Annotated in this window: 18 protein-coding genes and 1 tRNA gene; 12 read left to right on the top strand and 7 right to left on the bottom strand. The window is 72.0% G+C overall.

What is annotated here, in order from left to right:
• The first annotated feature begins 43 nt into the window (after positions 1 to 43).
• Positions 44 to 745 carry a FadR/GntR family transcriptional regulator gene (locus tag ACIQWG_RS28625; RefSeq protein ID WP_404100924.1) on the top strand — a complete coding sequence of 234 codons (702 nt, stop codon included), beginning with the start codon at positions 44 to 46 and terminating at the stop codon, positions 743 to 745.
• A gap of 13 nt (positions 746 to 758) precedes the next feature.
• On the opposite strand, the gene ACIQWG_RS28620 is transcribed toward ACIQWG_RS28625, so the two are convergent.
• Both ACIQWG_RS28620 and ACIQWG_RS28615 read right to left on the bottom strand, forming a co-directional pair.
• The gene (locus ACIQWG_RS28620) at positions 759 to 2126 is read right to left on the bottom strand and encodes a M1 family metallopeptidase (RefSeq protein ID WP_404100922.1); all 1368 of its coding nucleotides are present in this window, start codon (positions 2124 to 2126) and stop codon (positions 759 to 761) included.
• A gap of 77 nt (positions 2127 to 2203) precedes the next feature.
• Entirely contained in the window at positions 2204 to 6058 is a 3855-nt protein-coding gene (locus tag ACIQWG_RS28615; protein ID WP_404100920.1) for a Pls/PosA family non-ribosomal peptide synthetase, read from the bottom strand.
• 350 nt (positions 6059 to 6408) lie between these two features.
• Between ACIQWG_RS28615 and ACIQWG_RS28610 the strand changes: the two genes are divergently transcribed.
• Positions 6409 to 7674: a hypothetical protein gene (locus ACIQWG_RS28610; RefSeq protein WP_404100918.1), complete on the top strand. Its 1266-nt coding sequence runs from the start codon at positions 6409 to 6411 to the stop codon at positions 7672 to 7674.
• A gap of 13 nt (positions 7675 to 7687) precedes the next feature.
• On the opposite strand, the gene ACIQWG_RS28605 is transcribed toward ACIQWG_RS28610, so the two are convergent.
• A tRNA-Leu gene (locus ACIQWG_RS28605) sits at positions 7688 to 7775 on the bottom strand.
• A 187-nt stretch (positions 7776 to 7962) separates the two neighbouring features.
• Here ACIQWG_RS28605 and ACIQWG_RS28600 point away from each other — a divergent pair.
• From ACIQWG_RS28600 to ACIQWG_RS28590, 3 genes are all read left to right on the top strand, one after another.
• Positions 7963 to 9288 carry a M20/M25/M40 family metallo-hydrolase gene (locus tag ACIQWG_RS28600; protein WP_404100916.1) on the top strand — a complete coding sequence of 442 codons (1326 nt, stop codon included), beginning with the start codon at positions 7963 to 7965 and terminating at the stop codon, positions 9286 to 9288.
• Positions 9289 to 9445: 157 nt separating this feature from the next.
• Entirely contained in the window at positions 9446 to 9679 is a 234-nt protein-coding gene (chpH, locus tag ACIQWG_RS28595; protein ID WP_030954008.1) for a chaplin ChpH, read from the top strand.
• A 147-nt stretch (positions 9680 to 9826) separates the two neighbouring features.
• Positions 9827 to 10705, top strand: a complete 879-nt coding sequence (locus ACIQWG_RS28590; RefSeq protein ID WP_404100914.1) for a chaplin — start codon at positions 9827 to 9829, stop codon at positions 10703 to 10705.
• A gap of 99 nt (positions 10706 to 10804) precedes the next feature.
• Here ACIQWG_RS28590 and ACIQWG_RS28585 read toward each other — a convergent pair whose 3' ends face one another.
• The gene (locus tag ACIQWG_RS28585; RefSeq protein WP_005485166.1) at positions 10805 to 10993 is read right to left on the bottom strand and encodes a DUF5703 family protein; all 189 of its coding nucleotides are present in this window, start codon (positions 10991 to 10993) and stop codon (positions 10805 to 10807) included.
• 47 nt (positions 10994 to 11040) lie between these two features.
• On the opposite strand from ACIQWG_RS28585, the gene ACIQWG_RS28580 reads away from it, so the two are divergent.
• Complete coding sequence (locus tag ACIQWG_RS28580; protein WP_404100910.1) at positions 11041 to 11784, top strand: hypothetical protein; 744 nt, start codon at positions 11041 to 11043, stop codon at positions 11782 to 11784.
• A gap of 156 nt (positions 11785 to 11940) precedes the next feature.
• Here the strand turns inward: ACIQWG_RS28580 and ACIQWG_RS28575 are convergent, their stop codons facing one another.
• Both ACIQWG_RS28575 and ACIQWG_RS28570 read right to left on the bottom strand, forming a co-directional pair.
• The gene (locus ACIQWG_RS28575; RefSeq protein WP_404100908.1) at positions 11941 to 14103 is read right to left on the bottom strand and encodes a helix-hairpin-helix domain-containing protein; all 2163 of its coding nucleotides are present in this window, start codon (positions 14101 to 14103) and stop codon (positions 11941 to 11943) included.
• Positions 14100 to 15083: an aldo/keto reductase gene (locus ACIQWG_RS28570; RefSeq protein ID WP_404100906.1), complete on the bottom strand. Its 984-nt coding sequence runs from the start codon at positions 15081 to 15083 to the stop codon at positions 14100 to 14102. Before ACIQWG_RS28570 ends, ACIQWG_RS28575 begins: the two co-directional genes overlap by 4 nt.
• Before the next feature lie 185 nt (positions 15084 to 15268).
• On the opposite strand from ACIQWG_RS28570, the gene ACIQWG_RS28565 reads away from it, so the two are divergent.
• Positions 15269 to 16324, top strand: coding sequence for an LLM class F420-dependent oxidoreductase (locus tag ACIQWG_RS28565; RefSeq protein WP_404100904.1), 1056 nt, complete (start codon positions 15269 to 15271; stop codon positions 16322 to 16324).
• 236 nt (positions 16325 to 16560) lie between these two features.
• On the top strand, positions 16561 to 17349 hold the full coding sequence (locus ACIQWG_RS28560) for a ferritin-like domain-containing protein (protein ID WP_404100902.1): 789 nt from the start codon (positions 16561 to 16563) through the stop codon (positions 17347 to 17349).
• A gap of 3 nt (positions 17350 to 17352) precedes the next feature.
• Here ACIQWG_RS28560 and ACIQWG_RS28555 read toward each other — a convergent pair whose 3' ends face one another.
• On the bottom strand, positions 17353 to 18351 hold the full coding sequence (locus tag ACIQWG_RS28555) for a magnesium and cobalt transport protein CorA (protein WP_404100900.1): 999 nt from the start codon (positions 18349 to 18351) through the stop codon (positions 17353 to 17355).
• A gap of 68 nt (positions 18352 to 18419) precedes the next feature.
• Between ACIQWG_RS28555 and ACIQWG_RS28550 the strand changes: the two genes are divergently transcribed.
• From ACIQWG_RS28550 to mshC, 4 genes are all read left to right on the top strand, one after another.
• Positions 18420 to 19103, top strand: coding sequence for a histidine phosphatase family protein (locus tag ACIQWG_RS28550; RefSeq protein WP_404100898.1), 684 nt, complete (start codon positions 18420 to 18422; stop codon positions 19101 to 19103).
• A gap of 130 nt (positions 19104 to 19233) precedes the next feature.
• Positions 19234 to 19824: a DUF3090 domain-containing protein gene (locus tag ACIQWG_RS28545; RefSeq protein WP_404100896.1), complete on the top strand. Its 591-nt coding sequence runs from the start codon at positions 19234 to 19236 to the stop codon at positions 19822 to 19824.
• Positions 19788 to 20606 (top strand): SCO1664 family protein, encoded by an 819-nt coding sequence (locus ACIQWG_RS28540; RefSeq protein ID WP_404100894.1) that lies wholly within the window; start codon positions 19788 to 19790, stop codon positions 20604 to 20606. Before ACIQWG_RS28545 ends, ACIQWG_RS28540 begins: the two co-directional genes overlap by 37 nt.
• Positions 20607 to 20701: 95 nt before the next feature.
• Positions 20702 to 21931: a cysteine--1-D-myo-inosityl 2-amino-2-deoxy-alpha-D-glucopyranoside ligase gene (gene mshC, locus ACIQWG_RS28535; protein ID WP_404100892.1), complete on the top strand. Its 1230-nt coding sequence runs from the start codon at positions 20702 to 20704 to the stop codon at positions 21929 to 21931.
• The last annotated feature ends 44 nt before the right edge of the window (positions 21932 to 21975 follow it).

The following is a 21975-nucleotide window of genomic DNA, read 5'->3' as shown; positions in this document are numbered from 1 at the left end:
GTCAGACTTTTAAGCTACGTGATCCACCCCGTACGCTGAGTACATGACCACTCCGGGCCGGGGTCTGCACGGCCATGTACTGGAAACCCTCGGCCCTGCGATCACCGCCGGCGAGTACCCGCCCGGCAGCGTCCTGCGCACCGACGAACTGGCGCAGCGCTTCGACGTGTCCCGCTCGGTGATGCGCGAGGCGGTCCGGGTCCTGGAGTCCATGCACCTCGTCGAGTCCCGCCGCCGGGTGGGCGTGACGGTCCTGCCCAAGGCCGAGTGGAACGTCTACGACCCCCAGGTCATCCGCTGGCGCCTGGACGGCGCGGACCGCCCGCACCAGCTGCGCTCGCTCACGGTGCTGCGCTCGGCGATCGAGCCGGTGGCCGCGGGCCTGGCGGCCAAGCACGCCACCGCCGACCAGTGCGCCGAGCTCACCGAGTGCGCCCTGGGCATGGTCGCCCACTCACGCGGCCACCAGCTGGAGGGCTATCTCGTCCACGACATCGCCTTCCACCGCGTCGTCCTCGCCGCCTCCGGCAACGAGATGTTCGCGCGGCTGGGCGACGTCGTCGCCGAGGTCCTCGCGGGCCGTACCCACCACGAGGTGATGTTCGAGGACCCCGACCCGGCCGCGGTCACCCTGCACGTCCAGGTCGCGGAGGCGGTCCGCTCGGGCGACGCCGTCCGGGCGGAACACCTCACCCGCGAGATCACGGTCGGCGCCCTTCAGGAACTGGACATCCTGGCGCCGTAGTTCCCCGCGCCCCTCAGGAACCCGGCGGAAACGCGGGCTGCTCGGGAATCCGCAGCTCCTGCTCCGGCAACGGCGGCAGCGCCCCCTGCTCCACCCACGCCCGCAGCAGATCGTCCACCGGCTCGGACGCGAACCGCCCGACGTGCGCGACGAACGCCGCCGTGGTCACCGCACTCCCACGATGCTGACCGGCCCAGCCGCGCAGCATCCGGAAGAAGGCCTCTTCCCCCAGGGCGCAGCGCACGGCGTGCACCACGAGCCCACCGCGCTGGTACAGCCGGTCGTCGAACATCGACTTGCGGCCGGGGTCGGCCAGCCTGAGGTCCTGCGCCTGCCCCGCGAGCAGCCGGTGCGCCGCCGCCGCGTGCTGCTGCGCGGTCCGCCCGCCCGACCGCTCCGACCACAGCCACTCGGCGTACTTCGCGAAGCCCTCGTTCAGCCAGATGTGCCGCCAGTCGGCGATGGACACACTGTTCCCGAACCACTGGTGCGCCAGCTCGTGCGCGACCAGCCGCTCCCAACCCCGGGCACCGTCCACATGGTTGGCGCCGAAGAGCGACAACCCCTGCGCCTCGACCGGCACATCGAGCTCTTCCTCCGTCACGACGACGGCGTACTCCTCGAACGGGTAGGGCCCGAACAGCTCCTGGAAGAGCTCCATCATCGCCGGCTGGCGCGCGAAGTCCCGCGAGAACTCCGGCAGCAGATACGCCGGGATGTGCCCGTGCTGCGGCACCCCGCCCGGCCCGGGATCGCCGAGCAGCACCGTCTGGTACTTCCCGATGGCCAGCCCGACCAGATAGCTGGACGTCGGCGCCGACTGCTCGTACACCCAGGTCGTCGTCGACGCCTTGGTCGTCCGGGTCAGCAGGCGCCCGCCCGCCACCACCGCGTACGCCGACGGCGTGGTGACCGAGATCTGGTACGACGCCTTGTCCGCGGGCCGGTCGTTGCACGGGTACCACGACGGCGCCCCGATCGGCTGGCTCGCCACCAGCGCCCCGTCCTCCAGCTCCTCCCAACCGAGCCCGCCCCAGGGGCTGTTCACCGGCTTGGGATTGCCCGACCACTGCACCTCGACCGTGAAGGCGGCCCCGGCGCGGATCGGCTTGGCGGGGCGGACCCGCAGCCGTCCGCCGCGGTGGGTGTAGTGCGGCTGGCGCCCGTCGAGCCGGACCCGGCCGATCTTGTAGTCGGCCAGGTTCAGCACGAACTCGGTGAGCGGCGAGCGCCCCGCTATGGCGTTGATCCGCGCCGTCCCCGACAGCCGGTTCGGGCCGGGGCGGTAGTCCACCACGAGCTCGTACCGGTGCACCCGGTAGCGCGGATCGCCGTGCTCCGGGAAGTACGGGTCCACGCCCGCCGCCTGCTGAACTGCCACTGCTGTCTGTGCTCCCTGCGCCGTACTGCTGCCACTGAACGCCGGCCCACCGCCTTCCGGCTCCGAGTGGGCCGTACTCAGGGACGCCATGCCTCGATCGGGTTTCCGAGCCAACGGGTGTCGTCGGGGACCGACTCCGCCGCCATCACGAGCGACGCGGGACCCAGCGTCGTACGGGCCCCGATCGCGCTGCCGGGCAGGACGATCCCGCCAGGACCCAGCGTCGCGCCCTCACGGAGGACCACAGTATCCGTCCGCAAGATCCGGTCGTGGAAGAGGTGCGTCTGGAGTACACAGCCCCGGTTCACGGTGGCCGCGTCCTCCAGGGTCACCAGATCGGTCTCCGGCAGCCAGTAGCTCTCCACCCACACACCCTTGCCGATCCGCGCGCCGAGCCCGCGCAGCCACGCGTTCAGCACCGGGGTGCCGGGCACGGAACCCGCCAGCCACGGCACCGCGAGCACCTCGACGAAGGTGTCCGCCAACTCGTTGCGCCACACGAACCCGGACCACAGCGGATGCTCACCGGTGTGATGCCGCCCCACCAGCAGCCACTTCGCCACGACCGACACCAGCCCGGCAGCGGCACCCGCGGCCAGCAGCACCAGCCCCGACAGCAGCGGCGCCCAGACCCCCAGCGCACACAGCGCCGCGATCGTCAGCACCGCGACCCCGGCCGAGCAGAACACGGGCACGATCCGGCACAGCTCCACCAGCCCACGCGCCCACAGCAGCCGGGCCGGCGGGTCGTACGTCCGGCTCTGGTCGCCGCCGGAGGCACTGCGCGGCAGCTTGACCGGGGGCAGCCCCAGATACGAGGTGCCCTTCTTCGCCTTCTTCGGCGTCGCCGACAGCACCCCGACCAGCCCGCCGTCCGGCACACTGCGGCCGGGCGCGGTCATCCCCGAGTTCCCGAGGAAGGCCCGCCGCCCGATCTCCGCGCGCCCGATCCGCATCCAGCCCCCGCCGAGCTCGTACGGCGCGGTCAGCGTGTCGTCGGCCAGGAAGGCGCCCTCGCCGACCGTCGTCAGGCTCGGCAGCGCGAGCACCGTCGAGACCTCGGCACCCCGCCCGATCCGCATCCCGAGCAGCCGCAGCCACACCGGCGTGACCAGCCCGGCGTACAGCGGGAACAGGGTGTCGCGCGAGCGGTCCATCAGCTGGGTGACGGTCCAGGCCTGCCAGCCGACCCGGCTGTGCGTGGGGTGCGTGCCCTCGCGCAGGCCGAGGCTCAGCAGTCGCACGCCGACCAGGATCAGCAGCGCGTACGCCGCCCCGAAGACGAGCGTCGCCGGCACCAGCGCCAGCGCGGCACCCGTCAGGGGCGCGTCCGGCGTGAAGAACACCCGGCCCACCAGGAACGCGGCAGCACCCGCGAGCACCGGCAGCGCGCTGAGCGCGAAGCCCGTGACGCCGTACATCACGCGCCAGTACGTCCCGCGCCGCGGCCGCTCCTTGGGCCAGTTCCGCTTGGCCTTGCCCAGCTTGACCGCGGGCGCGCCCGCCCAGCGCTGGCCGGTCGGGATCTGCCCGGTGACCGCCGAGCCGGGGGCCACCTCGGCCCGCTTGCCGACACGGGCGCCCGGGAAGAGCATGCTGCGCGTGCCGACGACGGCGTGCGCGCCCACCTTGACCGCGCCGATCTCCAGCCGGTCGCCGTCCAGCCAGTACCCGGACAGATCCACCTCGGACTCGACCGCAGCGCCCCGGCCCAGCTTGAGCAGGCCGGTGACCGGCGGCAGCGAGTGCAGATCGACCTCGGGCCCCACCTTGGCGCCCAGCGCCCGCGCGTACCGCTCCAGCCACGCCCCGGTCAGCGAGGCCGCCCCGGTGAACTCCGCCAGCCGCTCGGCCGTCCACAGCCGCAGATGCACACTGCCACCGCGCGGATACCGGCCGGGCTTGACGCCCCTGAGCAGCAGCCGCGCCCCGCCGGCGGCCAGCGCCAGCCGTCCGGGCGGGCTGAACAGCGCCAGGGCCCCGGCCGCGAGCAGCCACCAGGGCGCCGTCGGCAGCCACCCGTAGGCGGGCAGCAGGTTGCCGAGGGCGGCCAGCACGACCGTCCAGCGCAGGCCTAGCAGCGTGAACAGCGGAACGAGCAGCAGGAGCTGGATCAGCTGGGCGCGCCGCGGCACCGGAGCGATGATCCGCTCCGCGCCGTCGTCGTGCACCGACTCCTCCAGGTGCCGGGCCAGCTTGCGCAGCACCGGCTGCTGGTAGATGTCGAGGACGGCGGCGCTCGGATAGCGGGTACGCAGCCGTGTCGTCAGCTGCGCCGCGGCCAGACTGCCACCGCCGATCGCGAAGAAGTCGTCGGCGGCACCGGTGACCGGGATGCCGAGCACCTCGGTCCACTGCTCGGCCAGCCACGCCTCGGTGCCGTAGAGCTGTTCCGCCGGTCCGCCGCTCTCCAGGCCCTCCAGCGGCCAGGGCAGCGCGTTGCGGTCCACCTTGCCCGACGTCCGGGTCGGCAGATCGTCGACCGGCGCGAGCAGCGGCACGAGCGCGGCGGGCAGCTCCGCCCGCAGCTTCTCCACGGCCACCGCCTGATCCCAGCCGTCCTGGGTGACGACGTACCCGACGAGCAGCTGGTTGCCGCTGCGAGCGGTCCGCACGGCGGCGGCCGCACCGGCCACCCCGGGCAGCGCCTGCAACGCGGCATCCACCTCGCCGAGCTCGATCCGCCGTCCGCCGAGCTTGATCTGCTCGTCGGCCCGCCCCAGGAAGACAAGACCCTCGGGCTCGGCCTTGACGAGGTCACCACTGCGGTACGCCCGCTCCCAGCCCAGGGACTCCAGCGGCGCGTACTTCTCCGCGTCCTTCTCGGCGTCGAGATACCGGGCCAGACCGACCCCGCCGATCACCAGCTGCCCGCTGGCGCCCATCGGCACCGGCTCACCGGCCTCGTCGACGACGGCCAGCTCCCAGCCGTCCAGGGGCAGCCCGATCCGGATCGGTTCCCCGCCGCTCATCAGCGAGGCGCAGGCGACGACGGTGGCCTCGGTGGGCCCGTACGTGTTCCAGACCTCGCGGCCCTCGGTCACCAGGCGCTGCGCCAGCTCGGGCGGGCAGGCCTCGCCGCCGAAGATCAGCAGGCGGACGTCGTTGAGGGTCTCCGGCTCCCAGAGCGCGGCGAGCGTCGGCACGGTCGACACGACCGTGATCTCCTGCTCCACCAGCCACGGCCCGAGATCGGCACCGCTGCGGACCTGCGCACGCGGCACCGGCACCAGACAGGCGCCGTACCGCCAGGCCAGCCACATCTCCTCGCAGGACGCGTCGAACGCGACGGACAGCCCCGCCATGACCCGGTCACCGGGCCCGATCGGCTCCTCGGTGAGGAACAGCGCGGCCTCGGCGTCCACGAACGCGGCGGCACTGCGGTGCGAGACGGCGACGCCCTTCGGCTTGCCGGTCGAGCCGGAGGTGAAGATGACCCACGCGTCGTGCTCGACATCGGGGCGCGCCGCGGGAACGTCACTGCGCGAGTGCACGGTCAGCTCGTGCCCGGCCCCGACGACGGCCCGTACGTCGGCCTCCCCGAAGACCAGCTCGGCCCGCTCGTCCGGGTCCTCGGCGTCCACGGGGACGTAGGCGGCGCCGGCCGCCAGTACGGCCAGGATCGCGATGTAGAGGTCATTGGTGCCGGACGGCACCCGCACGCCCACCCGGTCCCCACGGCCGACCCCGGCGGCGGCCAGTCCGCGCCGCAGCCGGTCCACCTCGACGGCCAGCGCCCGGTAGGTCAGGGCGGTGGTGCCGTCGTCCAGTGCCGGCTCGTCGGGGTACGACCGCACGGACGCGTCGAAGATGTCGACGAGCGTGCGGGGAGATGCCGCCGGCCCTCCGGAGAAACGGGCAGTGTCGCCGAACTTCTCGCGGATCTCTTCGTCGAGCAGGCCGAGAGCATCGCTCTCGTGTATCGCTGCCATCCGGTCCTCGCGTCTCGATCCCGGATGCCTCCGGGGCGCTGGCGGGCCCGCAGGTTTGCCTGGGGTTGTCCGGCTCCAGCTCCGTAACAAGCCGGAAATTTTAGTACGACGCTAGGTTCGGGGCCGTGGTTCGACCACTCGGGACGCCCGTTCGAGGCGCCCGCGACCTCGCGCAACGGGCCCTGACCTGGTGATCTTCAAGTGGAGGAGACATCCCCCACACCCTGGGTGAGGAGCCGGGGACGGGGCGTCCGGATGGCCCATTCCCGGATGCCGTCCGCCCGGTGTTCAGCGGCAATGGACCCAGGCCGCGCCGGTGTCGCGGCCGGTGTTCCGATGCCGGAGGACGGATGTCGAACCCATCCCAGGGCGGCCGTACGGCCAGCATCCTGCGTAGCACGGCCTCGGCGGTGCTGCTCGTCCTCGCGTGCGTCCTCGTCCCGGTCACCGTGATCACGGTCTGGGTGCACGACATCGCCCTCGACACCGACCGCTACGTCAAGACGATGAAGCCGCTCGCCTCCGACCGGGCGATCGAGGCCGCGGTGCAGGACCGGATCGTCGACGCGGTGGACGTGCGTGTCAACGGCAAGCAGGTGACCGCCGACATCGCGGGCTGGCTGAAGTCGCAGGGCCTGCCGCCCCGGGCGGCCGACGCGGTCAAGTCACTGGCGCCCCAGGTGGACTCGGCGGTGAACGCCGCGGCGGAGCGGGTGGCGAAACGCTTCGTCGAGAGTGAGCAGTTCGAGAAGGTGTGGGTCACGGCGAACCGCACCGCGCACTCGCTGGTCGTGCATGCCCTGACGGGCAAGGGACGCGGTGCGATCGGTGTCGACGAGGGCACCGTGACCCTCGACGTCGGCACTGCCGTGGACCAGGTCCGAAAGGAACTGGTCAACGCCGGCGTACAGGTGGCCGACAAGATCCCGAACGTCGAGAAACAGGTCGTCCTGTTCCAGTCGGACGAGCTCGACCAGTTCCAGGACGCGGCGCACGCGCTCGACCTGGCCGGGTACTGGATGCCGGTGATCACCGTGCTGCTCGCGGCGGCGGGGATCCTGCTCGCCCACCGCCGACGGCGCGCGCTGGCGAAGGCGGCCCTGGGAGCGGCCCTGGGCTCGCTGATCATCCTGATCGCGCTGGTCGTCGCCCGCCGCTACTACCTGGACCACCTCCCGCGGAGTGTGCTGTCCAAGCCGGCGGCGGCCGCGGTCTTCGACACCGTCCTGCGTTTCCTGAAGGACACGTTGCGCACCGTGATCGTGCTCGGTGTGGTCGTCGCCCTCGGCGCCTACTTCGTGGGCCCGGGCCGGCTGCCGCGGGCGGTGCGCGGCCAGGCTGAGCGCGGCGCCGACTCGGCGGCCCGGTGGGCCGACGGCTACGGCCTCACCACGGGCCGGGTCGGGACCTGGACGGCGGCCAACCGGACCTGGCTCACGCTCGGAGTCCTGCTGCTGATCGCGCTGGTGTTCGCCCTGTGGAACAGCCCCACGGTCCTGACGGTCGTCGTCCTGGTGATCATTCTGCTCGCGGCGCTGATGGTCATCGCCCTGCTCGCGGCCGACGGCCGCAGAAGGCCGCCGCAGACCCCGGAAAAGCAAGAAACCCCTGGTTGACAGGGGTTTCAGCTGGTGTCCGAGGGGGGACTTGAACCCCCACGCCCGATAAAGGGCACTAGCACCTCAAGCTAGCGCGTCTGCCATTCCGCCACCCGGACAAGGTGTCTGTCGCGCGGGGTTTCCCTCGCGGCGACACAGGAAACATTACCAGGCTTTCGAGGGCCCCCGATCACCCCCTGTCGCGACGTGAACGGCGTGTGACGGACCGCGGCCGGTCTTGGGCCGGGCCGCGGCGAGGGGGAGGATGAGGGGGACCACCCAAGCGACCGTGCGGAAGGAAGCAGCGTGAGCGAGACGGGCACGACCAGGGGCGTCACCGGCGAGGACGAGGTCGTGGACCTCTGTCGCGAGCTGATCCGGATCGACACCAGCAACTACGGCGACCACTCGGGTCCCGGCGAGCGGGCGGCGGCCGAGTACGTCGCCGAGAAGCTGGCCGAGGTGGGCCTCGAACCGCAGATCTTCGAGTCCCACCCCGGGCGGGCCTCCACGGTGGCCCGCATCGAGGGCGAGGACCCCTCCAGGCCCGCGCTGCTGATCCACGGCCACACCGATGTCGTACCGGCCAACGCCGACGACTGGACCCACCACCCGTTCTCCGGCGAGGTCGCCGACGGGTGCGTGTGGGGGCGCGGTGCCGTCGACATGAAGGACATGGACGCGATGACCCTGGCGGTCGTGCGTGACCGGCTGCGCAGCGGACGCAGGCCGCCTCGGGACATCGTGCTCGCGTTCCTCGCCGACGAGGAGGCCGGCGGCAAGTTCGGCGCCCGGTTCCTCGTCGACAAGCACCCCGACCTGTTCGAGGGTGTCACCGAGGCGATCAGCGAGGTCGGCGGGTTCTCGTTCACCGTGAACGAGCAGCGGCGGCTCTATCTGATCCAGACGGCCGAGAAGGGCATGCACTGGATGAAGCTGACCGTGGCCGGCACCGCCGGGCACGGATCGATGATCCACCGTGACAACGCCATCACCGAGCTGTCGGAGGCGGTCGCCCGGCTCGGCCGGCACAAGTTCCCGGTGCGGGTCACCAAGACCACCCGGGCCTTCCTCGACGAACTCGGCGACGCCCTCGGCACCGAGCTGGACCCGGAGAACATGGAGGGCACCCTCGCCAGGCTCGGCGGCATCGCCAAGCTCATCGGCGCGACCCTCAGCAACACCGCCAACCCCACCCAGCTCGGCGCCGGGTACAAGGTGAACGTCATCCCCGGCGAGGCCACCGCCCACGTCGACGGCCGGTTCCTGCCCGGCTTCGAGGAGGAGTTCCTCGCCGACCTCGACAAGATCCTCGGGCCCAAGGTCAGGCGTGAGGACGTGCACGCCGACAAGGCCGTCGAGACCGGCTTCGACGGGGCGCTCGTGGACGCCATGCAGTCCGCCCTGGTCGCCGAGGACCCGGCCGCGAAGGCCATCCCCTACATGCTCTCCGGCGGCACCGACGCCAAGTCCTTCGACGACCTGGGGATCCGGGGCTTCGGCTTCGCCCCGCTGAAGCTGCCGCCCGAGCTGGACTTCGCCGGAATGTTCCACGGCGTCGACGAGCGGGTACCGGTGGAAGGGCTGAAGTTCGGGGTCAGGGTGCTCGACCGGTTCATCGATGCGTCCTGAATCCGCCCACTGAAACGACACTTCAGAATTCGACCAGACGTACTGGGCGCTACCGGTGAGAGTGAACGCGCTCATAGGGTCGTAGCCCTATTAGTTCCTCCTCGTTACAGGTGATGCGATCAGCTACTTGTGATCGCATTGCCAACAAGGAGGAATAATGATCAAGAAGGTCGTCGCCGCTGCGGCTGCCACTGGTGGGCTGGTTCTCGCGGGCGCGGGCCTGGCCGTCGCCGACTCCGGTGCCCAGGGTGCCGCGGTGCACTCCCCGGGTGTCCTGTCCGGCAACGTGGTTCAGGTTCCGGTTCACGTCCCCGTGAACGTCTGCGGCAACACGATCTCGGTGATCGGGCTGCTGAACCCCGCCTTCGGCAACACCTGCATCAACAAGTGACGTTGTGCCTCGCCCCATGAATGGGGTTGAGCCCGTCGGCCCCGGAGCGCGCGCCATGCGCTCCGGGGCCGACCGGCCTTTACGGGACGTCGGTGGAATTACCGGCGTCGTTCATTCGGAACAAGGTCGAAGGCAGGTAATCAGTAAATGCGACAGGTCACCCGCAAGGGCCTGATGACCGTGGCGGCCGCGACCGGCGTCATCGCCGCCGCGGGCGGCACGGCCCACGCCACCGGTGCGGGGGCGCACGGCTCCGCCTCGAACTCGCCCGGCGTGCTGTCGGGCAACACGGTGCAGGCGCCGGTGCACGTGCCGGTCAACGTCTGCGGCAACACCGTCAACGTCGTCGGGGTGCTCAACCCGGCGAGCGGCAACAGCTGCGCCAACCACGGCGGCTCCGGGGCCTCCGCCCACGGGCACGCCAGTGACTCTCCCGGTGTCGGCTCCGGCAACCACGTCGAGGCGCCGGTCCATGTCCCGGTCAACGTGTGCGGCAACAGCGTCGACATCATCGGCATCGGCAACCCCAGCTCGGACAACGACTGCGGCAACGGCGGCGGGGGCCACAACCCGCCGGGTGGCGGCCACGAGAACCCGCCGGGGAACCCCGGGAATCCGGGTAACCCGGGGAACCCCGGCAATCCGGGGGAGCCGGGTAATCCGGGGAACCCCGGTAACCCGGGCGAGCCTGGAAACCCCGGTAACCCGGGTGAGCCTGGAAACCCCGGTAACCCGGGTGAGCCCGGGAATCCCGGTAACCCGGGTGAGCCGGGGAATCCCGGAAACCCGGGCGAGCCGGGGAACCCCGGTACCCCGAGCACACCGCCCGGCACGGGTGGCGTGACGCCGGGCGGTGGGTCTTCGCACACGAACCAGCCGGGCACCCACTTCGTCACCCAGCCGCAGGGCGAGTCGCAGCTCGCCCAGACCGGCAGTGACCTGCCGATGGGCCTCGTCGTGCCGGTCGGCGCGGGTGCGCTGCTGGCGGGCGCGGTGCTCTACCGCAAGGCACGGCCGACGCAGTAGGCGGATGCCACCGGACCGCTGAACACGGAGCGGGCCCCGCCGAGGCGGGGCCCGCTCCGTGTCGTCCCGAGATCTCCCTTGTCTTCCTGTCGCCTCAGCTCACCACGTCGCCCGCACCTGGCGGATGATCCGGCGGCGCAACCGCACCCTGCGGCTGCCGTCGCGCAGCAGGCTCAGGCGGTCCAACTCCCAGTGTCCGTACTCGGCATGGTCCGTCAGCAGGCGTGTGGCGTCCTTGCGGGAGACCCCGCGCGGTACGTACACGTCGACAAATTCGTATTCCGGCATCGCATCTATTGTGCGGGCTGGGGCCCGGTACGGATAGCGTCTGCACTATGTCTGATGCTGTGCAGCCCACCGCTGCCGAGGTACGCGCCGCCGCCGAGGCGGTCAAGACCGCGCTCGACCGCCACCTGGCCGCGGTCGAACGCCGGTCGGGTGAGGACGATCCGGCCGTCTACGAGGCGTTCAACGAGCTGGCCGCGGCCGCCGAGACCTACGACGAGCTGCTCTACGACCGCTACGACGAGGTCACTCCCTTCGAGATCCCCGGTTCGGAGGACGCGCTGCCGCCGTACACCGGGCCCGAGGAACCGAACGCGCTGAGTGTGCTGATCCGCCGCGACTACTCCGTGGTGGAGCCGCAGCGGCTGCTGGCGCAGGCCCAGCGGGTCGAGGCGGTGGACTACGACGACGGCGCGGACGCCTCCGGCACGGTGCACGGGGCGCTCGGCGTCCTGTTCGGCGAGTTCGAGCCGGACGAGATCGCCTCCCGGCACAAGGAGTTCGGCCTGGAGGAGGGCGACTCCACGCTCTGGGTGACCGCGGCGGACGACCAGACCGACCCCGGCGAATGGCTGGAGGCGCCCTTCGAGGGCGTCGACCCGCAGCGGGTGGTCTGCCGCTTCGACGTCAGCACGGTGTTCGACGACGACCTGGACGCCGACGGCGACGAAGGCGACGACGAGCTGGACGACACCGACGAGGACGCCGACGAGGACAGCGAGGACGACCTGGAGGACGAGCTCGACACGGACCTGGACGAGGACGACCTCGAACCGATGGACGCGGATCGCTGACGCGGATCGCTGACGCGGGCGCCGACGTGTGGCTCGGCTGGTTCGAAGGCGGCGGTCACGGGGAATCCCGTGACCGCCGTCGTCGTGTGCGGGGGTGGATTGCGCCGCAGGCGCCGCGCGCGGCGGACCGGTGATGCGGACCGGTGATGCGGACCGTCACTCCACCGACGGCACCTGCGGCCTGAGCAGCACGGGCAGGCGGGTCGTGCGCGGTTTCGCCGGGACCTCGGCGACCGCCCGGGGCAGCGCCTGCTCGACGCCGTGGACCACCGACAGATGGCGTGCGGCCCGTCCGAACGCCGTGTAGACCCACGGTCTGTTCAGCGCCTGGGCCGCGTCACCGGGCAGCACGACGACCACCGCCGGCCACCGGCCGTCCGCCGCCTGATGGGCGGTGATCGCCCAGCCGTGCCGCAGGGACTGCTCCACCCGTTCCTTCGGTACGACCACGGGGTCGCCCGCGCAGTCCACGTGCAGTCCCTCGGCGTCGGCCTTCACCACCAGGCCGGGTACGGTCCGCCCCGGCGCGGGGGAGTACGCGACCCGGTCACCGGGGTCGAAGCCGCCGAAGCGGCCGGGGCCCGGGTTCAGCCGCTCCTTGAGCGCGGTGTTCAGCGCACGCGTGCCGACCGCGCCGCCGTGACCCGGCGTGATCACCTGGGTGTCCTCCGGCGGGACGCCGATCGCCCTCGGCACCGAGTCCGCGACGAGCTGCACGGTGCGGTGCACGGCCTCGCCCGCGTCGCGCACCGGCACGATCACGACCTCCTTGCCGGGCGCCTCGACCTGGTTCAGCTCGCCGATGCCGATCCCGGACACCAGCTCGCCGAGCGGGCCGGGGTCCGGCCGCCGCGAGGCGATCTGCGGACAGATCCGCGCCGCCAGCAGATCGGCGAACACCCGTCCGGGCCCCGCCGACCACAGCACCCCGGGATCCCCGACGAGCACCAGCCGGGCCCCGTCCGGCAGCGACTCCGCGATCAGCGCGGCCGTCTCGACGTCCAGCAGGGGAGTGTCGAGCACGACGAGCAGGTCGAGGTCGAGCGCCCCGTCCGCGTCCCGGCCGGGCCCTTCGGCACCGGAGAGCAGGCCGGCCACGGTGGCGACACCGGGCGCGGAGGGCGGCTCGGACCCGCTCAGCAGCGCCGAGAAGCGCTCCCGGCCGAGCGGGCTGTGGGTCGCCGCCCAGGCCCGCAGCCCGAGGGCCGGCGCCGCCCGCAGCAGCGCGGCCGGCTCGGCGCGGGACGCCTCCCCGCCGGTGTGCAGCACCAGGCCGTTCGCCGCGACCGCCCGGACCAGGTCGGCGCCGGAGCCCGCCTCGCCCGCGGCCCGCTCCCACTCCGCCGCCGAACCGTCCTGCTTCGGCACCGAGTTGATCAGCCGGGCCAGCCCGTCGGCGAGGCTCTCCTCCGCCAGCGCGTACCGCTCCAGACCGACGAGGACACGGACGGGCCGCTCCTCGCCCTCCGCCGCCTCCTCGTCCCGCACGGCCGGTGCGCCGGTCTCCTCCAGGGCGTCCTGGAAGGCCAGCGCCTCGCCCTCGGCCAGGGTGCTCTGCACGGCCGCGTCGGCGTCCGGCACCCCTTGCCGGCCCAGCGCCGCGGTGAGCGTCGGCAGCTCCAGCGCCGTGTGCCCGGCCAGCGCCGCCTGCTCCAGCAGCCAGCCCGTGACCGCCCGTCCGCGCCGCTCGTCGTCCGGTCCGCACTCCGCGCCGAGCAACGCCCGCGCGAACCCGTCGGCCTGCTCGGGCCGTACACCGCCGACGCGCAGCAACTGCCAGGGGTCCGCCCGCAACTGGTCGGCGGCACCCTCGCCGAGCGCCGCGGTGACCTGGGGGGCGAGTACCTCCGGAGCGCCGCCTTCGGCCAGCAGGGCCCGCACGGACTCGACGGCCTCCGGCGCGGGCCCGGAAGGGGCGACGGGTGTCGGCGCGGGCTGCGGCCGGCGGGTCGGCTCCGGGGCGGGGCGACGCGGTGGCTCCGGCTCGCTGAAGACGGTGGCCGTGGGTTTCGCGCCGCTCTCCACCGCCCGTACGGCCGCGAGCAGATCGGCGGCCTTCCCACTGAGCTTGGCCCCGCTCTCGACGGGGCCCTCCCGCTCGGCCTTCCGCCGCTCGATCCGCTCCCGCTCGACCCGCTGAGCGGCCAGCTCGGCCTCGGCCTCCGACAGCTTCGCCGAGTCCTCGCCCGCGCCGTCCTGAGCCTTGGAGGTCTGCGTCGTGGCCTCACCGGTCTCGCCGCCTTCGCCTGTTTCGCCGTTCTCGGCCCCCGGCGTCCCCGGCTGCGTGTTCTCCGTGGTCTCGGGTGGCTCCGTGCTCACAGCGTGCTCCAGTCGTGATCGGGATAGCGGTGCACCGGCGCCGACACGTCGTCGAGCGCCCGGCAGATCTCGTCAGGAAGACTAAGGGCCTCCACTGACAACGCCGCCGCGAGCTGCTGCGCGTTGCGCGCGCCGACGACGGGCGCGGTCACGCCGGGCCGGTCGCGGACCCAGGCGAGGGCGACCTGGAGCGGGGAGACCGCCAGCCCGTCCGCCGCGGTCTGCACGGCGTCCACGATCCGGCTCGCCGTGTCGTCGAGGTACGGCGCGACGAACGGCGCCAGATGCTCCGAGGCGCCGCGCGAGTCCGGCGGCGTCGCGTTGCGGTACTTGCCGGTCAGGACGCCCCGGCCGAGCGGGGAGGACGGCAGCAGGCCGACGCCCAGGTCGAGTGCGGCGGGCAGCACCTCGCGCTCCACGCCCCGTTGCAGCAGTGAGTACTCCAGCTGTGTGCTCGCCAGCCGGGTCCGTATGCCCGGCGCCGCGAGCTGCCAGGTCGCCGCCTTGGCGAGCTGCCAGCCGCAGAAGTTGGAGACGCCCGCGTAGCGCGCGCGACCGCTGCTGACCGCGAGGTCGAGGGCCTGGAGGGTCTCCTCCAGCGGTGTGTACGGGTCGAAGGCGTGGATGTGCCAGACGTCGACGTACTCCGTGCCGAGCCGGGCCAGCGAGGCGTCCAGCGCCGAGAGCAGATGGCCGCGCGAGCCGTCGAACCGGCGGTCCGGGTCGGGGACGCTGCCCGCCTTCGTCGAGATGACGAGGTCCCGCCGCGGGACCAGCCCCTCCATGAGCCGGCCCAGCAGGTACTCGGCCTCCCCGTCGCCGTACACGTCCGCCGTGTCGACGAGGGTGCCGCCCGCCTCCCAGAAGGTTTTCAAGAGGTCCGCCGCGTCGTGCTCGTCGGTGTCCCTGCCCCAGGTGAGGGTGCCGAGCCCGATCCGGGACACGCGCAGGCCGGTGCGGCCGAGATGCCTCTGCTCCATGAACGCCGAGATTACTGGCCAGAACCTGCCATGTGGGTGCCTGTGGATAACCAGTTTTCAGGACCGTCACCAGGGCTGCGCGGGGTCCGCCGGGCGACGCCCGCCACATCGGCCTCCCCGCCGGAGGCCCCCCACGCTATGGTCGGGCCCACAAGGGACGTTACTGATCGGTAAGGGGATCGGCCATGCAGCTCGGGATCAACCTCGGCTACTGGGGTGCCGGAATGGACGCGGACAACCTCGCTGTCGCGCAGGAGGCGGACCGGCTGGGGTACGCCGTGTGCTGGGCCGCCGAGGCGTACGGCTCGGACGCGGCCACCGTGCTCAGCTGGGTCGCCGCCCAGACCGAACGCATCGACGTCGGCTCCGCCATCTTCCAGATCCCGGCCCGCCAGCCGGCCATGACCGCGATGACCGCCGCCACCCTGGACTCGCTCTCCGGCGGCCGCTTCCGGCTCGGCCTCGGCGTCTCCGGACCGCAGGTCTCCGAGGGCTGGTACGGCGTCAAGTTCGACAAGCCGCTGGCCCGCACGCGCGAGTACGTCGAGATCGTGCGCAAGGCGATGACCCGCGAGCGCCTGACCTACGAGGGCCGGCACTGGACGCTGCCGCTGCCCGGCGGTCCCGGCAAGCCGATCAAGCTGACCGTGCACCCGGAGCGCGAGCACATCCCGCTGTACATCGCCGCCATCGGCCCGAAGAACCTGGAGCAGACCGGCGAGATCGCCGACGGCGCGCTGTTGATCTTCCCGTCCGCCGAGCACCTCGAGGACACGACGATCACGTACCTGCGTGCCGGGCGCGAGAAGGTCGGCAAGACCCTCGACGGGTTCGACGTCTGCCCGACCCTGCCGCTCGCCGTCGGCGACGACAAGGACGTGGCCACCCTCGCCGACACCTTCCGCCCCTACACCGCGCTCTACGTCGGCGGCATGGGCAGCGCCAAGCAGAACTTCTACAACCAGCTCGCCCAGCGCATGGGATACGAGAAGGAAGCCGCCGAGATCCAGACCAAGTACCTCTCGGGCGACAAGCAGGGCGCCGCGGCCGCCGTACCGCAGGACCTCATCGACAAGACCACCCTGCTCGGCTCCGTCGACCGCATCGCGGACCGGATGAAGGCCTACGCCGCGGCCGGGGTCACCACCCTGTCCCTCGCGCCCGCGGGCTGGACGCTCGACGAGCGCCTCGCCTCGCTCCGGGCCGGCACCCAGGCCCTGGAGCGCGCCGGGCTCGCCTAGCCGCAAGCGCGCTCAACAGGAGATTTCAGCGGCCGTGGTGGGGGCTCGGGGGTCTTCCCCGCCACGGCCGTCACGCAGAACAACGCGCGCGTGGCCACGCGGTTACGCCCTCGTCGTGACCCCGATGGTCATTCTTTTGGCGGAGTTGTCCGCCCCAGCTGTTGCAGCACCTCTCTCTCCGCATTTGACTCGTTCTTTGCGGATTCCTGCGGCGTCCTTCAGAGAGGTGCCCCACGATGCTTTCGGCCAAGAGCCTGTTCCAGGAGATCCTCGACAACGACGATTCCTTCCGCCTGTTCTGCTCCATCGCTGCCAGCGGGGAGTCCCAGGGCGGCTGGGAGAACGCGCGTATCGCCGCGCTCGTGCCGGACAGCGAGCGCGCCATGGCCCCCAAGATCACCCGGCACGGCGCGGACGAGGACAAGCACGGGCGGATCTTCAACGCCCTGTTGAAGAAGCGCGGCCTCGAACCCGTCCCCGTCCCGCCCGACACCGATTACACGATGCTTCTGGAGCAGCACGGCATCGGGCTCGCCCACGACAAGCTCAAGGCCGACAAGCCGCTCACGGTCGACGACATCATCACCTACCTCGCGCACAGCCGGGTCACCGAGCAGCGCGCGGCCGAGCAGATGGTCATGCTCCGCAAGTTCTTCGGCGACCATCCCGTGGTCGGCAAGGCCGTCAAGATGATCTCCAATGACGAGGACAACCACCTCGCCTACACCCACGAGGAACTGCTGCGGTTCGCCGCCGCGGGGCACGGCCGGCAGATCCAGCGCACCCTGCGCGAGTGCGCGCTCGCCGAGATCCGGGTCTACCGGGACGTCAGCCTCGCGGTCATGGACCACATGGGCCGCATCCTCGGCTGGCCCCGGGCCAAGGCCTCCGTGCTCGCCGCCGGCATCCACGCCGTGTATGTCTGGGAGCGGTTCGCGGGCTGGCGGCGCATGGTGTCCCTGTCGATGCCGGAACGCCGTGACGCCCTGAGCGGACCGGCCACCTCGGCCCCCGAGTTCGCGTGACCGCTACAACCAGCCCCGCCGCTTGAACAGCCGGTACAGCAGCACCTCGACGGCGGCCATGCCCGCGATCAGCGCCGGATACGACCCGATCCAGTGCAGCTCCGGCATGTGCTCGAAGTTCATGCCGTAGATCCCCGCGATCATCGTGGGGACCGCGGCCATGGCCGCCCACGCGGAGATCTTCCGCATGTCGTCGTTCTGCCGGACGCTCATCTGCGCCAGATGCGCCGACAGGACGTCGGAGACCAGCCGGTCCAGGCCCTCCACGGACTCGTTCACGCGCGTGAGGTGGTCGCTCACGTCACGGAAGAAGGGCTGCGCCTTGTCGTGCACGAAGGGCACGCGCGCGCCGATCAGGCCCGTGCCCGCGAGCCGGGACAGGGGCTGTGCGAGCGGCCCGGTGGCCCTGCGGAACTCCATGATCTGCCGCTTGAAGGCGTAGATGCGCGACGCCGTGTGCCGTGACCCGCCGCCGGTAGGCGAGAACACCTCCGCCTCCAGCTCCGCCAGGTCCGTGCCCAACTCGCCCGCCACGTCGATGTAGTGGTCGACCACGGCGTCGGCGATCGTGTACAGCACCGCCGTGGGACCGTGCCGCAGCATCTCCGGCTCGTGCTCCAGCCGGCCGCGGACGACCCCCAGGGGCGCCTCCTCGCCGTGCCGGACGGTCACCACGAACGAGTCGCCGATGAAGACCATGACCTCGCCGGCGGAGACGATGTCGCTCTTCGTCTCGTACCCGACCGGCTTGAGCACCATGAACAGCGAGTCGTCGTACACCTCCAGCTTCGGCCGCTGGTGGGCGTTCAGGGCGTCCTCCACCGCCAGCGGGTGCAGCCCGAACTCCTCGGTGACCTTCTCGAACTCCTTCTCCGTCGGCTCGTACAGGCCGATCCACACGAACGCGTCGTCCTGCAAACGGCACAGATCGAGGGCGTCGGAGAAGTCCGCGGGCCCCTCCGTGCGGCGCCCGTCCCGGTAGATGCCGCAGTCGACGATCACGGAGCGTATTCTCCCGTCCTCCACCACCGAGCGCACGCTGACATTTTCGTGCGCCTACCCTGGGCGGCATGCCCACGCTGATCCTGGTCCGGCACGGACGTTCCACCGCCAACACCGAGGGAGTGCTCGCCGGGTGGACGCCCGGCGTCACCCTCGACGAGCGCGGGGGCCGGCAGGCCGCCGCACTGCCCGCCCGGCTCGCCGAGCTGCCCCTCGCCGAGGTCGTCAGCAGCCCGCTCCAGCGCTGCCAGGAGACGATCCGGCCGCTCCTCCAGGAGCGGGGCCTCACCGTGCACACCGACGACCGGATCGGGGAGTGCCACTACGGCGACTGGTCCGGCCGCAAGCTTGCCGAGCTCAAGGACGAGCCGCTGATGGAGGTCGTCCAGGCCCATCCGTCGGCGGCGGCGTTCCCGGGCGGGGAGTCGATGCGGGCCATGCAGACCCGGGCCGCCGAGGCGGTACGCGAGTGGAACGCGCGCGTGGAGCGCGATCACGGCGCCGACGCCGTGTACCTGATGTGCTCGCACGGCGACATCATCAAGTCGCTCGTGGCGGACGCACTGGGTCTTCATCTCGACCTCTTCCAGAGGATTTCCGTAGAACCGTGTTCCATCACCGCGATCCGTTACACACGCCTGAGGCCGTTCCTCGTACGCCTCGGGGACACCGGTGACTTCGCGTCCCTCGCCCCGCGCGAGGAACCGCCGGCCGCGGACGCGACGGTCGGGGGCGGCGCGGGCGCACCGTGATCGTCGGGCGCAGTAGGGTGAAGCGGTCGAAGCAGCGCCGTACTCCCGCATTCGCCCACGCACTCCCGCTGTACTCACGATTCGCCGCACTCACGATTCGCCGTACTCACGATTCCAATGGAGACAGGACGTGTCCCGTCAGGTGTTCCTCTACGACCCCCCGGACCGCTTCGTGGCCGGCACGGTAGGACTGCCCGGACGCCGTACGTTCTTCCTCCAGGCCACCGCCGGCGCCCGGGTGACCAGCGTGGCCCTGGAGAAGACCCAGGTCGCCGCCCTCGCCGAGCGCATGGACGAACTGCTCGACGAGGTGGTACGGCGTAGCGGCGGCAACGCCGCGGTCCCCGCCGTGACGCCCACCGAGGTCGCCGACACCGGCCCGCTGGACACCCCCATCGAGGAGGAGTTCCGCGTCGGCACCATGGCGCTCGCCTGGGACGGTGAGGAGCAGCGCATGATCGTCGAGGCGCAGGCCCTCGTGGAGCTCGACGCCGACTCCGAGGAGGACCTCGCCGAGGCCGAGGAGCGGCTGCTCCAGGACGAGGAGAACGGGCCCCCGATGCTGCGGGTCCGGCTCACCGGCGCACAGGCGAGGGCCTTCGCCAAGCGCGCCCTGGACGTCGTCAACGCCGGGCGGCCGCCGTGCCCGCTGTGCAGCCTCCCGCTCGACCCGGAAGGACACGTATGTCCGCGCCAGAACGGATACCGCCGCGGAGCGTGACCCCCGTGGAACTGCTCGCCGAGGGTGAGCTGACCGTGCGCGGCCGCATCCGCGAGGCGTCCAACGCCGCGCTGTTCTGCACGGTCGCCCACGACGGCCAGGAGGCGTCCTGCGTGTACAAGCCGGTCGCCGGTGAGCGGCCGCTGTGGGACTTTCCCGACGGCACGCTCGCCGAGCGCGAGGTCGCCGCGTACGAGGTCTCCGAGGCGACCGGCTGGGGGCTGGTTCCGCCCACCGTGCTGCGCGACGGGCCGTACGGCGAGGGCATGGTCCAGCTCTGGATCGACGTGACGCCCGAGACCGAGCTGCTCGCCCTGGTGGACGGCGAGGAGCCCGAACCCGGCTGGAAGGCGATCGGCCTCGCCGAGGTCGGCGAGGGCCGGACCGCGCTGCTCGTGCACGCCGACGACGAGCGGCTGCGCCGCCTGGCCGTCCTGGACGCCGTGATCAACAACGCCGACCGCAAGGGCGGGCATCTGCTGCCCACCGACGACGGCCGGCTCCTCGGCATCGACCACGGCGTCACCTTCAACGTCGAGAACAAGCTGCGGACGCTGCTGTGGGGCTGGGCGGGGGAGCCGCTGACCGAGGAGGCCGTGCGGGTGCTCGGCGGGCTGCGGGACGGCCTGAAGGAGGGCGGCGCGCTGGCCGTACGGCTGGCCGGGCTGATCACGGCCGCCGAGGTGGCGGCCACACGCGCGCGGGTCGACGCCCTGCTGACCGCGGGCAAGCATCCGGAGCCGAGCGGGGAGTGGCCGGCCATTCCCTGGCCGCCCGTGTAGGAGCACACTGGCGGGGTAACGCGCAAGAACGCCTCTCCGGCCATCCGGCCTGGTCCGGTTCGTGTACGGAACATCCGTCCGGTTAGGCTCATGACATGTATGCCTGGCCCGCTTCTGAGGTCCCCGCCCTGCCCGGTCAGGGCCGCGACCTGAGGATCCACGACACCGCGACCGGGGGCCTGGTCAGCCTCGACCCCGGTCCCGTCGCCCGTATCTACGTCTGCGGCATCACGCCGTACGACGCCACCCACCTGGGACACGCGGCGACCTACAACGCGTTCGACCTCGTGCAGCGCGTGTGGCTCGACACCAAGCGGCAGGTTCACTACGTCCAGAACGTCACCGACGTCGACGATCCGCTCCTGGAGCGGGCCGAGCGCGACCACATCGACTGGGCCGCCCTCGCCGAGAAGGAGACCGCCCTCTTCCGCGAGGACATGACCGCCCTGCGGATGCTGCCGCCGCGCCACTACATCGGCGCGGTCGAGGCGATACCCGGCATCGTCCCGCTCGTCGAGCGGCTCCGGGACGCGGGCGCCGCCTACGAACTCGACGGCGACGTCTACTTCTCCGTCGAGTCCGACCCGAACTTCGGCAAGGTGTCGAACCTCGACGCCGCCGCGATGCGCCTGCTGTCCGCCGAGCGCGGCGGCGACCCCGAGCGGCCCGGCAAGAAGAACCCGCTCGACCCGATGCTGTGGATGGCCGCGCGTCCCGGGGAGCCCGACTGGGACGGCGGTTCGCTCGGCCGCGGCCGGCCCGGCTGGCACATCGAGTGCGTCGCCATCGCCCTCGACCACCTCGGCATGGGCTTCGACGTCCAGGGCGGCGGCTCCGACCTCGCCTTCCCGCACCACGAGATGGGCGCCTCGCACGCCCAGGTGCTGACCGGCGAGTTCCCCATGGCCAAGGCCTACGTGCACGCCGGCATGGTCGCTCTGCACGGCGAGAAGATGTCCAAGTCCAAGGGCAACCTCGTCTTCGTCTCCCAGCTGCGCCGCGACGGCGTCGACCCCGCGGCGATCCGGCTCGCCCTGCTCGCCCACCACTACCGGGCCGACTGGGAGTACACCGACCAGGTGCTCCAGGACGCCGTGGCCCGCCTCGACCGCTGGCGGGCCGCCGTTTCCCGTCCCGACGGGCCGCCCGCCGAGGCACTCGTCGAGGAGATCCGCGAGGCCCTCGCGAACGACCTCGACGCCCCGGCCGCGCTCGCCGCCGTCGACCGCTGGGCCGCGCGGCAGGACGCCGAGGGCGGTACGGACATCGGCGCCCCCGGTGTCGTATCGCGGGCCGTGGACGCGCTGTTGGGCGTCGCCCTGTAGCGCGCCGCACGCACGCAAGGGGCGCTTCCTCCGCACGGGGGAAG

Origin of the sequence: Streptomyces sp. NPDC098781 (genome assembly GCF_044759995.1) — a bacterium.
In the GTDB taxonomy this organism is placed as follows: domain Bacteria; phylum Actinomycetota; class Actinomycetes; order Streptomycetales; family Streptomycetaceae; genus Streptomyces.
This window is presented reverse-complemented; position numbering and strand designations above follow the sequence as displayed.